This is a genomic window from Arthrobacter sp. M4 (genome assembly GCF_020251205.1).
GTDB lineage: Bacteria > Actinomycetota > Actinomycetes > Actinomycetales > Micrococcaceae > Arthrobacter.
The window spans coordinates 416,827-432,521 of sequence record NZ_JAIWYX010000001.1; the positions used below are offsets into that span (position 1 = coordinate 416,827).

Sequence of the window (15,695 nt, forward strand, 5' to 3'; positions counted from 1 at the left end):
GGTTTTGCACAATGGCAATCCATGTACTGCGGAGGTGGGGCATGCTGATGGCGCTCCTGGGCGACGTGATGCTTGGCAGGCTGGTCAACGACCAACTGAAGCTTGTGGACCCCGCCTACGTTTGGGGAGATACCCTCCCCATCCTCGGTCTGGCTGACCTGAGGTTCGCCAATCTCGAATGTGTCCTCGCCGACGATGGCAAGCCGATGCCGGGCAAGGTCTTCCACTTCCGATCGGACCCCAAGAATGTGGCAAGCCTCAACGCGGCGGGAATCGGGGCAGTGTCACTGGCCAACAACCATGTACTGGATTTCGGGTCCGAAGCACTGCTCCAGATGCTGTCGGTGCTTGACCGGCACAGGATTCTTCGACTGGGCGCGGGCGAAGATGCGGACGATGCCCGGCGGGCAGTAATCAAGGTGGTTGACTCAACCGCTGTGGGCTTCATTGCGTTCACGGACAATGAGCCGGATTGGGAGGCTTCAAGCATTTCGGCGGGGACCTATTACGTCCCGGTGGACATGGCCGACCGCCGCACCGTGGATTTGCTTCATTTGGTCGAGCAAACAAAGAGCAGCGTGAATTTGTTGATTGTTTCGGCGCATTGGGGGCCAAACTGGGGATCGACCATACCGCCTTCGCATAGGCGCCTGGGGCATGCCTTGGTAGATGCTGGAGCCGATGTGGTCTTTGGTCATTCGGCGCATATTTTCCGGGGCATCGAAATCTATCGGAGCCGGCCCATTATCTATAGCGCCGGTGACTTTGTGGATGATTACGCCATTGACCCCGAGGAACGCAACGACCAGTCATTTATTTTTATCGTTGAGGTAGTTGAAAATGCGCCAGTGGCGCTGCGGCTGCGACCGACGATAATCATCCGGATGCAGGCCAGGCTAGCCCGAGGTGGCGCGTCGGGCATCGGCCGACGAATGCAGCGACTCAGCGATGAACTTGGTACAAGCAGTACCTGGATCGAATCCGACAATATGCTCGAAATACCGATCGCCTAGGGTGAGGCGTTTTGGCCCTGCGGGCCCCCGAGCTCACTGATCTTTCGCTCCAGCACCGCGCGTTCGGCTGCATTCCCGCACAACGTAACCGCGTGGAGCAGCGCGGACCGTGCCTCGTTCCGCCTGCCCAGCCGCGTCAGCATCTCGCCGCGGATCGCGGGCAGCAGGTGCGAGCCCGACAGTTCCCTGCGTGAGTCGATCCCGTCGACCACTGCGAGGCCGTCCTCGGGGCCGTAAGCCATCGCCACCGCCACTGCGCGGTTCAGCTCAATGATTGGTGACGGCGCCAGCCTCCCAAGGGCTTCGTACAGCACGACGATCTTCGGCCAGTCCGTTTCCTCAACCGAAGGCGCCACGGCATGGCACTCGGCAATTGATGCTTGGAGTCCGTACGCGCCCAGCCCGCGGCCGGAGGCTACCGCGCGGGCAAGCGCCGCCCGCCCGCGCCGGATCGCGGAACGGTCCCACCGCCGTCGGTCCTGATCCTCCAGGAGCACCGGATGCCCGGACGAGTCGAGCCGCGCGGGAAAGCGCGCTGCCGTAAGTTCCAGCAGGGCGAGCAGCCCGAACGCCTCGGGCTCGGGCTTGAGGCGCACCAGCACGCGAGCCAAGCGAAGCGCCTCCCCGGCCAAGTCAACCCGCATCCATTCATCGCCGCCGGAGGCGAACGAGCCCTCCGTAAAGATCAGATAAACCACCTGGAGAACTGAACTAAGCCGTTCGCCGAGCTCGTGTGGTTCGGGTGGGGCGAAAGGCACGTGGACTGCGGCCAGCGTCTTCTTGGCGCGTGTGATCCGCGCCTGGATGGTTGCCACAGGTACGAGGAACGCCTTGGCGATCTCTTCGCTGCCCAAACCGCCAACCACGCGAAGCGTCAAGGCGATGCGTGCTTCCTTGGAGAGCACCGGGTGGCACGAAATGAACATCAGGGAAAGGACGTCGTCGTCGATCGCGTCCGGATTGAACAACACATCCGCCCCCGGCGTTTCATCGTCGAGGTCGCGGGCCAGGGCTGCGTACCGCTCGTCGCGCGCGGCGCGCCGCCGGAATGCGTCAATGGCCCGACGGCGCCCCACCGTTAGAAGCCAGCCGGCAGGTTGGGCGGGGATGCCGTCGACGGACCAGGAGACCAGCGCCTCCCCGAGGGCGTCCTGCGCCAGGTCCTCCGCGAGCGCGAAGTCTCCCGTGTACCGGGCAAGGGCGCCGACGATGCGTGCGGACTCCATACGCCACACCGCTTCGACGGCGCCCCGCGCCTCGCTTGCACCCGTCACCGGTTTGAGATGGTCCGGTTTCAGAGCTGCCCGGTACGCTCGCGCCAGGCACGCTCCTTCTGGATCCACTCGTTGTCCTGCGGGAACTCGTCAATGGTGCTTACCCGGCGGATTTCGATCTTGCCGCCTTCCGTGTAGGGCATCCGCTTAGCCCATTCGACGGCTTCCTGCTTGGATGCCACATCCAGGACGTAGTAACCCCCGAACAATTCCTTCGTTTCCCCGTACGGGCCGTCGGTCACAACAGGCGTCTCGCCGGTGAAGTCAACGACAACGCTCTCCTCCGGGTCCAGGCCCTCGGCCGCCAGCAGGACGCCTGCACGGATGAGCTCGTCGTTGAACTTGCCCATGGCGTCCAGGATCTCGCCGAAGTCGATGTTGGCGAACTTGGCGTAGGATTCGTCGGTTGCCCTCATGATCAGCATGTACTTGGCCATTGTGAACTCCTTGATTCAGGGAAGGTCGCCCTTCGACCTTCTCACCCACAGGTCGAACGGCGCGAGGCCAAATCGACAGTGGCGACAATTATTCTTTGAAAAGTCAGCGATCCTTTCGTGCCCTGCTTGGCTGCACGCGCGGAGGTTCCCCGGGCATCTTGGGGTAATCCGGCGGGAACGGCATCTCGCCCAGACCGTCGGCCAGGTCCCGCTCCCACCACTGGAGGAGCGTGTCTATGTTCCCGGGTTCCGCATTCATGTCAGCCCATGGGTCTCCCACGGTCTTGAGCCGTTCAGGCACCGAAAGGACAGTGAAGTTCCTTGGATTGGTGTTCCCGAGTTCGTCCCAGGTGATCGGGCAGGAGACGGGGGCGTGCGGTAGCGGCCTTGGGCTGTAGGCCCCGGCTATGGTGCGGTCCCGGTTGGCTTGGTTGAAATCCACAAACACCCGTTCGCCGCGCTCCTCCTTCCACCAGGCCGTTGTGACCTTGTCCGGCATGCGCCGTTCAAGCTCGCGGGCGGCGGCGATAACGGCATGTCGGACATCCAGGAACTCACGCAGGGGCTCTATCGGAGCGTAGACATGCAGTCCCCGGTTTCCGGATGTCTTGAGGAACGCCTTCAGCCCGACCTCGGCGAGAACCTCTTTCAGCTCCAGGGCTGCCGGAATCGTGTCGTCGAAGTCGGTCCCGGGCTGTGGGTCCAGGTCTATCCGCAACTGGTCCGGATTGTCTGTGTTCTCCGCGCGCGACGGCCATGGGTGGAAGACCACTGTGTTCATTTGGACCGCCCACACGGCCGCGGCCGGCTCGTCGAGGACAAGTTGGGGATGTGAACGGGCACTCGGATAAATCACTTTCACCGACCGAATGAAATCTGGCGCGCCCTTGGGCGGATTCTTGGAGAAGAACTGTTCGCCGTCGACGGTGTCGGAGAAGCGCTGCAGTGCGACGGGTCGATCACCGTTGGCGGCAATAAAGGCTCCTCCGACGTCGGCGATGTAGCGTGCGAGGTCGAGCTTGGTGAAACCCAACTCAGGCCAGACGACCCGGCTGGGACTGGAAATCCGCATCTCTCGGGGACCGTTCGGTCCGTCAACAGTAAACGTGGTCGCTTCTGTGGCCATGGGGACAAACTACCCCCGCGTTGGCCGTGGCGTCAGCATTACGGGTACCAACATTCCCCTGGGCTCAGGGAACACTATTCCTGACCGCTCTCCACCAAGTGTGGGTGATGGATTCGTGCGACTTCAGGATGGGCCCGCAGCCATCCCTTCAGGACGTTGGCCCCATAGGAGGCAAGCATCGGATTGTCCGGGTCGTCCGAAATGCCCCGCGCCTGTTCGGCGAGCGCCGGCGGGAGTATGACGGGGTCGATGACGGCGTCGAGCCTCGGTGACCAGAAGAACGGGATGGTGTAGCGGTCAATACCCGGAGGCGGAGCCTGTACGCGGTGAATGGTGGCCAGAAGGTACCCCTGGGTGGCGACTTCCAGCATCTCACCAAGGTTCACTACGAGGGCGCCGGGGATCGGTTCCACCGGAATCCAATCGTCACTTTCCGCAGGCCGGACTTCCAGCCCGCCCACGTGGTCCTGCAGCAGCAGCGTGACGAAGCCGTAGTCCGCATGGGCGCCAACGCCCTGGTTCCCGGCCTCTTCGACCACTCCGCCAACATAGTGGACCAGTTTTGCCATCCATGCCGGTGTTCCCTCAAATGCTTCTGCAAAGTGGTCTTCCGGCAACTCGAGTGCCACAGACACAGCCTTGAGGAGCTCGTCGCCAACGTCCGACATCAGCCGCGCCCACTCCATCGAAACCTGGCGCAGCTCAGGGAGGGCCTCGTCCGGCCACAGGTTTGGCCCCTGTACCAACCAGTAGGGCTGGTCTGCGGGATAGTCGCTGAGGGCCGGCCGCTCGGGTCCGAAATCCAGCTGTTCGCGGGCGTCGGGCCGACCTTTCGTTATTTCATGACCGAGCCTGGTGTACCCGCGGAAATGCGGCGATTTGCGGTTGTCCAGCTTGAGCCGGTCGTCCAGCGGCAGCTCGAAGAACCGCCGGGTCACATCAAAAACGTCATCGACCATTCCCTGGGCTGCTCCGTATCCGATCAATTGGAAGAAGCCCACCTCATGGGCAGCGTCACGAAGTTTTCGGATAAAGGCTGCATTGAAGGAGCCATCGTCGGCCCTCGCTTCCCGCAAGTCCAGGACAGGAATCGATTCGGAACGTGCATCCATAGCCTGCAAACTACCACCGCGCCTTCCCATTCTGAACCAGGACAATGCTGCCAGCCGCGGATCTCCAAGAGGAGGCCGGAGCGAACCCTGGCAACCTGGCGGGCACCAAATTGTCCTATTCAGGCGCAATATTTGCGGTCCCAATGGACCCTTGACGGGGTTCCCCTACCTTGACATTGTTGAATTCTGATTCGAGGAGGCGACGACCATGCAAAACAAGAGCTGGTCGGTGAATATCGTCATCGACGAACACGAAGGCCAAACTCGGTCCGAGGCACAATTAAGCGCTGAAGGCCGCACGGGCTTGGTGGGGGTCGGTTTGGCCAGGCTAAATCCCGCAGATTCAGACGTCCCCCGCATTGGTGACGAACTGGCAACTGCTCGGGCCCTGGCGGATTTAGCCCAGCAGCTGATCGAGGCAACTGCGGCCGACATAGAAGCGTCGACGCAGGAGCACCCGCACCTGCGTGCCTAGGCCAGATTGACTGGTGCCAGGAGCCGGCACCATGCTCGACCGACTAAGCTGGCGAGCCGGCCGGCTCCTTTCTATCCGAATGGTGCCTGGCCCGTCCGGCTGGGCTGGCTTGCGCTCGAAGCGCCGGTGAGACGCCCTTGTGCCTTTACCTCCATGACGGGCCCCTCGAAACTGTGGTGGTTGTCGAAGCGTTGGCGGGCAATACGTCCCAGCCGTTCTACAGTGTGCCAACTGATTCCTGCCAGCATCAGGGTCAACAGGATGGCCGTCACTGCCACCAAAGGGGGAAGGTCCGCGGTTGATCCGCCATTGAGCCAGAGAATCACGGGATAGTTCCACAGGTACGCAGCGTAGGAAATGGTGCCCAGAACCTGAAAGGCACGCGTCCACCCGGGCATCAACCTGGTGCGGGAGGCGGCCAACACGACCAGGACGCCCGCGCCAACCATGGCCAAGGGCCCTCCCACGAAGAAGAACACCGGAGATTCGTTGGCCTTGGGAAAGAACGTCAGCCCGGCCAGCACAACCGCCGAACAGGCCATGGCGAGGCGCCTGTGCCGAGGGCTGGAAATCCAACTGGACAAGTGGAGCCTAAAGAGGCGCAGACCGGAACCGAGAATAAGTCCCAGGCCCCACGTGGTTGGAAGCGCATAGACCAAAGAGTGCAGGTGTGGTGCCAGCGTCAGCATCAGCACCACGCTGACCGTCATCAGCGAAAAGACGAGGGCGGCAGACCAGCCAATCAGCCTCGCCTGGACGTTTCTACGCAAGGCAAATAACAGGAGGGCTGGCCAAACCAGGTAGAACTGCTCCTCGACCGCCAGCGTCCATAGCGGCCCAATGGCCATACTGACGTCGAAGGGCAGGGGCAGGTCCTTGAGATAGCCGAGGCCTGCCAGGAGGGTGTAGCCGATAATCCCTTTTGACCGGTCCCCAAGGAAATCGGTGGTCAATTCCGCAATGGCGTAGACACCGAGGAAGGATATGAGGGCGGGCAGCAGGCGAAACGCCCGGTGCGCGTAGAAACGGCCGTATCGGATTTTTCGATGGCGTTCGATATCACTCAGGAGCACGCCCGTGATCAAATATCCGCTCAGCACGAAAAAGACAATGACACCGACGATTCCGGCGCCTTGAAAAATCCCCGGCCAGGAATGCCCCAATAGCACGGCAGCAACGGCCGCCCCGCGAAGCACATCCAAGCCGTCCAACCTTTGACGCCCTGTGGTTTTCGGGGCGGCTGTCGCCACCGCTCCAACAACAGGCAACGTCACATAACCTCCGGGAACTCCCAGCTGACCGGTTTCAATTCCCGTTCCAATTCCAACGGGCTAAAGCAAACGTCCGGCCCTGGCGTGTTGTCATCAATTGCTATCTGCGTGCCAGTCCTGTGCATTCGTTCGAGTATTCCCGACTTTTCTGGACAAAACCTGACACCAATCTGCGAGCTTCACTGATGAACATCGAACGCTTCGAGGAGCCGTTTGATGGAACTACCGAGATTCCACTCGTTGGACAAGCGCTCAAGTTCGGTCCGCGGGCTCCCAAGCACAGGGTGCAGTTGCGCGCCAGCATCGTCGAGATTGGGCAATTCAAGGTCGCGAACCACATTCACTACCGCCGGCGCGACAGCCAGGTAATCTGCTGCGGCAGCAAGCTTCGACCGGACCGCGGCAGAGAGGGAACTTCCTCCGTCAGATGCCGCCTCCAGCAGCCCGTCCAGGCTGCCATATTGTCCAATGAGCGAGGCCGCAGTCTTTTCGCCGATTCCGGCCACGCCCGGAAGCCCGTCGGACGTGTCGCCGCGCAGGATTGCATAGTCCGCGTACTGTTCCGGAAGCACGCGGTACTTGCCGACCACAACCGCATCGGTGACGGTTTCGAGGTTCTTCATCCCCCTGGCGGTGTAGATCACCCGCACGTCGCGGGCATCATCGACCAACTGGAACAGATCGCGGTCCCCTGTCACAACGTCTACCGGAAGGTCGGCGTTGCTGGCATAGGTGCCGATGACGTCGTCGGCCTCGTGGTCCGCGGCTCCGACGACGGCGATCCCGGCCAGGTCAAGCACGTGGCGGATCAGGGGAACCTGCACCACGAGCGAGTCGGGAACCACCTCGACGTCGGGGCCGCCGGCCACGAACTCAGCCACCCGATGCGCCTTATAGCTAGGCAGGAGATCCACCCGCCACTGCGGGCGCCAGTTGTCGTCCCAACAAGCAACAAGATGTGTTGCCCTGAATTCTGTCGTCAGCCGCGCGATCATGTCCAGCAGGCCACGGACCGCATTGACCGGGGTGCCGTCAGGGCGGCGAATGGTGTCCGGCACGCCATAGAAGGCACGAAAGTACAGCGACGCAGTATCAAGCAGCATCAATCGGTTTGGCATACCTGATCCTGACACGGCCTGCGCCCGCCTGTGACGAACCCAGGCATAAATTCATGTCCTGACACCCGCATCAGGTCCCCCTGCAACGCGGTAGCGCAACAAGCGCCTGAGTCTCTGCAGCTCCACATAGGCAGTGACAAGGAGCAGGAGGATTACGGCACAGAGCAGTATTGCGAAGGCGGGGACCGCGGCGCTCACCGGTATAAGCAATAACGCGATGATTACCGTTGGCAGCGTCCACGGCATGACTGCACGAAACGTCTTCCCATAGCGAATGGATACAACAGCATTACAACCGTAGAAAAGAACCAATCCGCCACCAAGTGAAATCGAGGAACCGAGCGGCAAATGTTCGAACGGGTCGTGAATGGCAGTTGCGATCGAGCCGGCAATCGCAGTAACACCCAAAACCAGGAGAAATGGCAGGAAAAGCGTGGTTTGAAGGATCCCAATATAGTCAGAGCGAGACTGAAGACGCTCAAGACCCGCAGGAACGTATCCTGTGCCGTACTGGAAGAAAGCCCAGCCCAGCAGCGAAACTATAAGAAATCCGAGTAGGCCAACCAGGCCGGCGCCAGGACCCCAGTCATCTGAAACCTGAATGACCACAGTAAAAATGGATTCGCCCAGGACAATGATGACAAAGAGTCCGAGGCGTTCAGAAGCATGCTCGATGTTAATGCCACCCACGCCACGGTCGGGCCACAGCCGCCCACTGACAATCACCATAACAATTTCTACGACAATAGAAGTGGCCCATAGAATCACGGCAATGTTCAAGGGCAAAAGCGCTGCGATGAACCATAGAACCGCTGTGGCACCGTTGTAAATCCAAATACGCCACGGTTTGTCGCTTGATCCTTGGCGGTGCCGATATAGCCACAGCGTCAAAAGAACAACGCGCATTGCAGCATTTCCCAGGGAAAAGGCCCATGCCCGCTCGCCGAAAGCGCCCGGTGCAGCGGCGGCCATAACGCTCGCAGCAGCCATGGCCGCCACCATCGCAACGCCTAACCCCCTGGTGGACAAACCGGGCAGGAGATTCACCACTGAAACGATGTTTACCCAAGCCCACCATGCCGGGAAGAACAGCAGGACAAACGTCGCGAATTCTGCCCAGCCGGGATCACCGTGGATCCCGTGGGCGAGCTGTCCCACAAAGGCGACAAAGACCAGGTCGAAGAATAGTTCCATCCAGTGCACGCGTCGAGGATCACGCGCGGCGTCGCGCGTCCAGTCTCCGGAAGCCGACTTATCCATCATTGACCAATGCTATTTTCCGTCGAGGATCGACAATAGGTCTTCGTGCGGACAAGACTGCCGGTACCAATAACCTAGGACGATGAGACTAAAAATGTGCAGCATCCATGTCCAGGATCCAGCAAGATCCATGGGGCATCAGTGCGGTCTTCGATGACGGCTGTGGCAACTTCGTTCAGCTTCACCAGGACTAGCGTCCCGTGATGGTCAGCGCTGGGCCAGGGTGCGAAGGAGCTTAAGGGCCACGGCGATCGATGCGATATCTACTTGCCCGGGCTTGGTGACCTCCGCGAAGGTGCTCTTGATTCGGCCCAGCTGCTCCTCGCGTCCGCGTTCCCACTCCTCGATGCGTTCCATCGCTGAGGCGCCAGAGGTGTCGCTCTTTTGGGTTGTTTGCATCACGGAAACGGTTATGGCGACAACAGCGGAGTAGGCGTCGTCACGTAGGGATGCGCGGGCCAGGGCTTGCCACCGGGTTTCCCGAGGCAGGTCCGTGATGCGCAGCAGAAGCGTTCCGACGCCGAAGGCGTGAATCACCGTGTGGTACATCTCCGCAATCGTGCTGAGGGGCTCGTCCACCTGCTCGGACACGAGTGAAATGTCCAGCAATGAAAAGCTCTCCAACAGATCGGCGGCGCGCCGTCCCAGTTCAGGCGGCATGCCGACGTCGTTCCAGTGGGACAGCCGCGCCCTGGCGCGGTCCAGATCGGAACCGAGCAGGAATTCCGTGGTCCTGGTCCGCAGCAGGTCCAGGGTTGGCATGATCCTCGCCGTGGCTTCGGCGATGGGCTGGTCACGGTGATCGTGTGTTACGTACCAGCGCGTCGCCCGGTCCAGGAGCCGGCGCATGGGGCGTGCGACTTCGACTGCATGCTCACTGGGAATGGATGCCGGCAGGCCGGCAACGCTGTCCACGAACCATTGCAGCTCATAGGCCTCGCGGACAACCACAAAGGCCCTGGCAACTGCCGCAGCCGTCGCGGTCGTCTCCTCGATGGCCCGGAACGCGAACGTGATCCCGCCAAGGTTGATCATGTCGTTGGCCAGCACGGTGCAGATGATCTGCTTGCGCAGGGGGTGGGCATCAAGATCGGTCTCAAACCTTTCAGACAATTGGGTCGGAAAATAGCCCCGGAGTACGCGCTTGAACCAAGGATCGTTGGCGAGATCGCTGGCGGTCAGGTCCCTGGCGAGTTCGATCTTGGCATAAGCGGCAAGGACTGAGAGTTCCGGTGCCGTCAGGGCACGGTCCGACTGCAGCCTTTCCTGGAGCTGTTCCGTGCTCGGCAGCCTCTCCAGGCCGCGGTCCAACTCGGCAGTGGCCTCAAGCCAGTCCATGATCCGCTCGAAGCCTGGGGCCGATTCGAGCGCCAGATGCCGGTCATTAAAGAGGAGGATGTTCTGGTCCGCATTGTGGGCCAGCACCAGTCGGGCCACTTCAGCAGTCATTGATTGCAGGAAGCCTGTCCGTTCCCCGGGGCTCATCTTGCCTGCGGCGATCATGCGGTCAACGAAAATCTTGATGTTGACTTCGTGGTCCGAGCAGTCGACGCCGGCGGAGTTGTCTATGGCGTCTGTATTGATAAGTACTCCGGCCAGGGCTGCCTCCACCCGTCCACGCTGGGTGACTCCCAGGTTTCCGCCCTCGGCCAGGGCCCTTGCCCGCACTTCGCTGCCATTGATTCTGATGGGGTCGTTCGCCTTGTCGCCCACCTCTGTGTGGCTCTCGCTGGAGGCTTTGACGTAGGTTCCTATGCCACCGTTGTACAGCAGGTCAACAGGTGCCCTCAGAATTGCCTGCTGGAGTGCCTGGGGTGTCAGCGATGCGATTCCAGGATCCAAGCGGAGGCAAGCCCGCACCTGTTCAGTGATTTCGATAGTTTTTGCCAGGCGGGAGAAAACGCCCCCGCCAACACTGATCAGGGAAGGATCGTAGTCGGCCCACGATGATCGAGGCAGCCCGAACAAGCGCCTGCGTTCCGCGAACGACACCGCCGCATTCGGCGTCGGATCAAGAAAAATATGCCGATGGTCGAATGCCGCCACGAGTTGGATATGCGGAGTCAGAAGCATTCCGTTTCCGAACACGTCGCCGCTCATGTCGCCGATGCCAACCACGGTGAAATCATCCGTCTGCGGATCGATGCCCAATTCACTGAAATGGTGTTTTACGGATTCCCATGCCCCGCGGGCCGTAATTCCCATCTGTTTATGGTCATAACCGATGGATCCTCCGGAAGCGAAGGCGTCGTTTAGCCAGAACCCGTAATCCCTCGCCAGGGCGTTTGCCGTATCGGAGAACGTTGCGGTTCCCTTGTCTGCTGCCACCACGAGGTAGTAGTCATCACCATCGTGGCGCACCACTCGTTCGGGCGGCACCACCACCTCGCCGCCGGCCGTGATCACCAGATTGTCGGTAAGGTCCAGTAAGCCCCTGACGAATATTCGGTAGCATTCGAGGCCCTCGGCGAGCCAGGCCTCCCTGTCTGCCGATGGGTCTGGTAAGACCTTGGGGTAGAACCCTCCCTTGGCTCCCGTGGGAACAATGACCGAGTTCTTTACATTCTGGGCCTTGACCAAGCCCAGGACTTCGGTCCGGAAATCCTCGCGGCGGTCAGACCAGCGCAGCCCACCCCTCGCCAAGGCACCGAAGCGGAGGTGGACACCTTCAACGCGCGGGGAATACACCCAAATCTCGTACTTGGGCCTCGGCAGCGGTGCGATCGCGATCGAGGACGGGTTGAACTTGAAACTCAGTTGGTTCTTGTCCTGGAAGTAGTTTGTCCGCAGTGTGGCTTCCACAAGATCCATAAACGTCCGCAGCAGCCGGTCTGCGTCGAGGACCGGAATTTCGTCGATGGCGGCCAGAAGCTCCTGCCGGGCAGCCCCGGTATTCATTGCCCGGCCGCGATCATCCAGGGCAGGGTCGAATTTCGCTCGGAACAAGTCCAAAAGTGCGTGAGTAGCCCGGGGATAAGCCACCAAGGTATCCGCGATGAATCCGTACGAGTTTGTTGTTCCCAGCTGCTGGAGGTATTTGGCATAGCTTCGCAGGATGGCAGTCTGGCGCCAGCCAATTCGCTCCCGGATGACCAGGGCTTCGAGCCTGTCCGATTCGATGTCGGCGCGTATGGCAGCGCCGAAGGCATCGGCCATCAGTTCGCTGGTGGCCTGGGCGTCAATGCCCACCGGATATTTGACGCCGAGGTCGTACAGGAACACATTCTGCCCAGTCCCCCGGCGAAGCTCGTACGGCCGCTGGTCCAGGACTTCAAGCCCGAGGTTGTGCAGGAACGGCAATATTTGTGTGAGGCTTCTCGGCCCGGTCAGATAGAGGCGGATCCTCGTTCCGTCCGGGGCTTCTCCAGCCTGGGTGGAGGGTGTTCCCTGCCTGGAGTAAACCGTTAGGAGCGGATCAGTCAGGGGACGGCCTCCGGTCCCGTCCAAGTTGAATTTCTCGAAGTTGGTAATGTCCCCAACGGCGAATTCCGGCTGGTTGTCCGCTCGATAATTTGGGGGAAAGGCGTCCAACCATAATCCGGACAACCGGGATGCTTCCGCCATGGGGTATTTTTCGCGGATCGCTTCCTCAAGTCCCTCTGACCAAGGCCTTGCGGCCGAAATCAGCCGCCGCTCCAATTCAAATGTGTCGATGTCAGCAGTCATCAACGCGGATTCGTCCGGCTCAGCGCCAGCCAGGTGCACTCGGAAAAAGACGAGGGCCATGGGTGATTCGGTCAGTCGGACCTCGAACTCCACCGAATTCACCTTGAAGACATGCCGGAGCTCCTGTTCCATCAGTAACCGGACGGCAGTGCTGTATCGGCGGCGCGGAAAGATGACAATCGCGGATATGAATCGGCCGGTCTTGTCCTTACGTAGGAACACGCGTGGCTTCTGCCGCACCTCTGCTCGGAGGATGTCCCCCGCCAGCCGCGTGAGATCTTCCACCTCGATGTGGACCAGTTCGTCCCGCGGGAAGGCCTCCAAAATGGCGAGCAGTTCCCCGCCCTGACGGGACCTCGGCGCGAAGCCTAGGTTTTCGCTGACTGCCCGGACCTTTTCGCTGATGACCGGAATGCGCAGCACAGACTGATGTGCGGCCCCCGGGGTAAATAGCCCCACAAACCGGCGTTCACCGATCTGCTCGCCGGCCTTGTTCACTACCTTCAAACGCACCTCATCGAGGTAAGAGCGCCTCAGGATGGTGGACTTGAGCTCAGATGTGGCCAGGCTAAGCGCTTCCGACGCCCGGACCACTTCGTCCGCCGTGTCCATCCCGCCGGGCGCTGTGTCCGCTTGGGACCGCCTCAGCAGTCCCAGCCCGGAACGGGGCCGAACCGAGAGCAACTCGCGGCCGTCCGCCGTCGTAAGCTCACGTTCGTCATAGCCGAGGAACAGGAAATTGCCGTCGTCGAGCCAGAGGAGCAGATCTCGGATTTGTTCTGCCGGAGGTACAAGAGGGTGTTTGAATTCCGCCACGGAGCCGACGGCCTCGCTTAACCGGCCGCGGATGGCGTCGGCGTCGTCAGCCACAGTCCGGACATCGTCCAAGACTTTATGCAGGTTCGCGGTGAGTTGTTCAAGCGCGTGGCTGTCCGCCAGCCGGCCAATCTCGGCCGCGATCCAGACCTCGGTTGTTTGGCCGTCTTTCCGGGTACTCCCGGCCAAGAGACCTTCCGCGGATGCGTTAGTCCAGACCTCCAACAAGTCGTGCGAAACCGCGTCCCGAAGCACGTGGAAGGTGGGATGCACCAGCAGCCGGATCTCGGCGTCATTGTGTGTCAGTTCGGCCGTGATGGAGTGGACCAGGTACGGAAGATCCTCGGCCACTACGGCAACGATGCTCGAATCCAATTCGTTCAGGATTCCGACGACGGCGCGGCCTGGTGCCCGCGACGCAGCCAACCTGAGGTGGTAGGACCCCCACGCCTGGAGTGTCTCGGTGCCATAGTTGCGAAGGTCTTCCGCCGACAGTTGCGCGAAGTAGGCGGACAGGAAAGGCTCAATCACTCGGCCAACGACACGCCTGCCGGCCGCCGCGGGAAACGGACTTTCAGACATGCCACGGCACCTCCGCTCGGGGCGGGCATGGCCCAACGCGGACGACGACGTGGCCTTCCCGCTTCTTTCCATCATGGCTGGGGGCATAGACACCGTCCAGAGCCAGCGTTCTGAACAGTTCCGGCGGTTTCGTTAAGTCCCGTTTCAAGACCGTGGCGATGCTCAGGGCAGAATGGAGGGCGTGACCCTTACGACCTTCGCCCTCATCCGCCATGGCCAGACAGACTGGAACGCGCAGCGTCGGCTGCAGGGATCCACTGACATTCCCCTGAACGACGTCGGTCGCGGCCAGGCCCGGGACGCCGTCGCCGTGTTGTCCGGTTACGAATGGGACGCGATCGTGTCCTCGCCGTTGAGCCGTGCGGCCGAAACCGCCGACCTCATCGCGGCAGGCTTGGGGCTCACCGTGAACCGCCGCGTGCCGGAACTGACTGAGCGTCGCTTTGGGCCGGCGGAGGGCCTGCAAGCCGGTCCCGAACTCGACGCTCTGCGCACTCCAAACGGTTTCCGCGACGCCGAAAGCGAGGATGAGGCGGCCTCGCGCGGATTGGCCGCCCTGGAATCACTGGCGGCAGAATTCCGCGGCCGACGGCTCCTGGTCGTGGCGCACGGCACGCTGCTCCGGGTGAGCCTCAGCCGGGCCATCGGTCGCACACTGCGTAGCATCGACAACGCTGTTCTCAACCTCGCCCACCACCGGCCCGCCGTTGGTTGGCAGCTGGAGTACTACAACGGCGAACCCGTCATGGCGGCCGCCCAAAGCTGAGAGGACGAGGGGTCCACGGCTGAGCGCCAAATTCGGTCAGGGCGTACCCTGCATTCATGGACAACACATTCAAGATTGAGCTCGTGAATGACAACGAGTACCTCGTACGGTCGGATTCAGAAGGCCACACAGTGGAGTCCCTATTCCGAACCGACCCCGGCTTTCTTGAAGAGATTGGTCTTGCCCACGCCCAGGGGGAACGTGTGGTGGAAGAAACCGCCCACTTCCTCGCGGCGCATCAGCCAGTGATCGATTTTCCCCCAATGATCGACCTCGAAGACATAGCTGCAGCCTACGAGGACTTTCCGGAGCATCTCCGGAACCGTCTGCAATCCCGGTAGTCCGTGCGGGACAGGCTCTGCCTGCCGGGGTACGACGGATGAGATGCGCGCCTTGGTGATCTACCTCCAGGAGGCCCGGCAGGCCTTGGCCCTAGGCAGCCTCGCACGTCCGTGATGCACTGGTAAGTGCCAAGGAAGCTGAAACGGACCAGCAGGACAGGAGCCAGCCATGTCAACGTGCGACGTATGCGGGAGCCAAGAGGGCCGCATGTTTACAGTTTCGATGGGCGGTCAGACCGGCACTTTCGATAGTTTCGAATGTGCCATTCATATGATGGCACCGGCGTGCGAGCACTGTGGCTGTCGCATCCTGGGCCATCCTATTGAAATCAAAGCCGGTGTCTATTGCTGTACGCACTGCGCCAGGGAGGCCGGCAACGCCCATCTGCCCGGCCACGCGGAGCATTCGACCGTAGCAGTCGTGCCGCCGGCCAATAG

General features: G+C 61.2%; 12 protein-coding genes. 4 read left to right on the forward strand and 8 right to left on the reverse strand.

Annotated elements, in window-relative coordinates; all coding sequences use genetic code 11:
• The first annotated feature begins 11 nt into the window (after positions 1-11).
• Positions 12-1,013 carry a CapA family protein gene (locus tag LD110_RS01930; RefSeq protein ID WP_225495969.1) on the forward strand — a complete coding sequence of 334 codons (1,002 nt, stop codon included), beginning with the start codon at positions 12-14 and terminating at the stop codon, positions 1,011-1,013.
• Here LD110_RS01930 and LD110_RS01935 read toward each other — a convergent pair.
• From LD110_RS01935 to LD110_RS01950, 4 genes are all read right to left on the reverse strand, one after another.
• Positions 1,010-2,239, reverse strand: a complete 1,230-nt coding sequence (locus tag LD110_RS01935; protein ID WP_225496419.1) for an RNA polymerase sigma factor — start codon at positions 2,237-2,239, stop codon at positions 1,010-1,012. The two genes, LD110_RS01930 and LD110_RS01935, sit on opposite strands and share 4 nt — an antisense overlap.
• 68 nt (positions 2,240-2,307) lie before the next feature.
• Positions 2,308-2,724, reverse strand: coding sequence for a YciI family protein (locus LD110_RS01940; protein ID WP_225495971.1), 417 nt, complete (start codon positions 2,722-2,724; stop codon positions 2,308-2,310).
• A gap of 103 nt (positions 2,725-2,827) precedes the next feature.
• Positions 2,828-3,850, reverse strand: a complete 1,023-nt coding sequence (gene ligD / locus LD110_RS01945; protein ID WP_225495974.1) for a non-homologous end-joining DNA ligase — start codon at positions 3,848-3,850, stop codon at positions 2,828-2,830.
• Positions 3,851-3,924: 74 nt separating this feature from the next.
• On the reverse strand, positions 3,925-4,962 hold the full coding sequence (locus tag LD110_RS01950) for an isopenicillin N synthase family oxygenase (protein ID WP_225495976.1): 1,038 nt from the start codon (positions 4,960-4,962) through the stop codon (positions 3,925-3,927).
• Positions 4,963-5,170: 208 nt separating this feature from the next.
• On the opposite strand from LD110_RS01950, the gene LD110_RS01955 reads away from it, so the two are divergent.
• Positions 5,171-5,437, forward strand: coding sequence for a DUF1876 domain-containing protein (locus LD110_RS01955; RefSeq protein WP_225495977.1), 267 nt, complete (start codon positions 5,171-5,173; stop codon positions 5,435-5,437).
• A gap of 71 nt (positions 5,438-5,508) precedes the next feature.
• On the opposite strand, the gene LD110_RS01960 is transcribed toward LD110_RS01955, so the two are convergent.
• The 4 genes from LD110_RS01960 to LD110_RS01975 all read right to left on the reverse strand — a co-directional run bounded on the left by LD110_RS01960 (position 5,509) and on the right by LD110_RS01975 (position 14,150).
• Positions 5,509-6,633 carry an acyltransferase gene (locus LD110_RS01960; protein WP_308012402.1) on the reverse strand — a complete coding sequence of 375 codons (1,125 nt, stop codon included), beginning with the start codon at positions 6,631-6,633 and terminating at the stop codon, positions 5,509-5,511.
• A 254-nt stretch (positions 6,634-6,887) separates the two neighbouring features.
• Complete coding sequence (locus tag LD110_RS01965) at positions 6,888-7,826, reverse strand: 5'-3' exonuclease (protein ID WP_225495979.1); 939 nt, start codon at positions 7,824-7,826, stop codon at positions 6,888-6,890.
• Between the two features lie 51 nt (positions 7,827-7,877).
• Complete coding sequence (locus tag LD110_RS01970; RefSeq protein WP_225495980.1) at positions 7,878-9,089, reverse strand: low temperature requirement protein A; 1,212 nt, start codon at positions 9,087-9,089, stop codon at positions 7,878-7,880.
• A gap of 204 nt (positions 9,090-9,293) precedes the next feature.
• Positions 9,294-14,150 (reverse strand): NAD-glutamate dehydrogenase, encoded by a 4,857-nt coding sequence (locus LD110_RS01975; RefSeq protein ID WP_225495981.1) that lies wholly within the window; start codon positions 14,148-14,150, stop codon positions 9,294-9,296.
• Positions 14,151-14,322: 172 nt separating this feature from the next.
• Here LD110_RS01975 and LD110_RS01980 point away from each other — a divergent pair, with 172 nt between their 5' ends.
• Positions 14,323-14,916 (forward strand): histidine phosphatase family protein, encoded by a 594-nt coding sequence (locus tag LD110_RS01980; protein ID WP_225495982.1) that lies wholly within the window; start codon positions 14,323-14,325, stop codon positions 14,914-14,916.
• A gap of 56 nt (positions 14,917-14,972) precedes the next feature.
• On the forward strand, positions 14,973-15,257 hold the full coding sequence (locus tag LD110_RS01985; RefSeq protein WP_225495983.1) for a hypothetical protein: 285 nt from the start codon (positions 14,973-14,975) through the stop codon (positions 15,255-15,257).
• Positions 15,258-15,695: the final 438 nt, after the last annotated feature.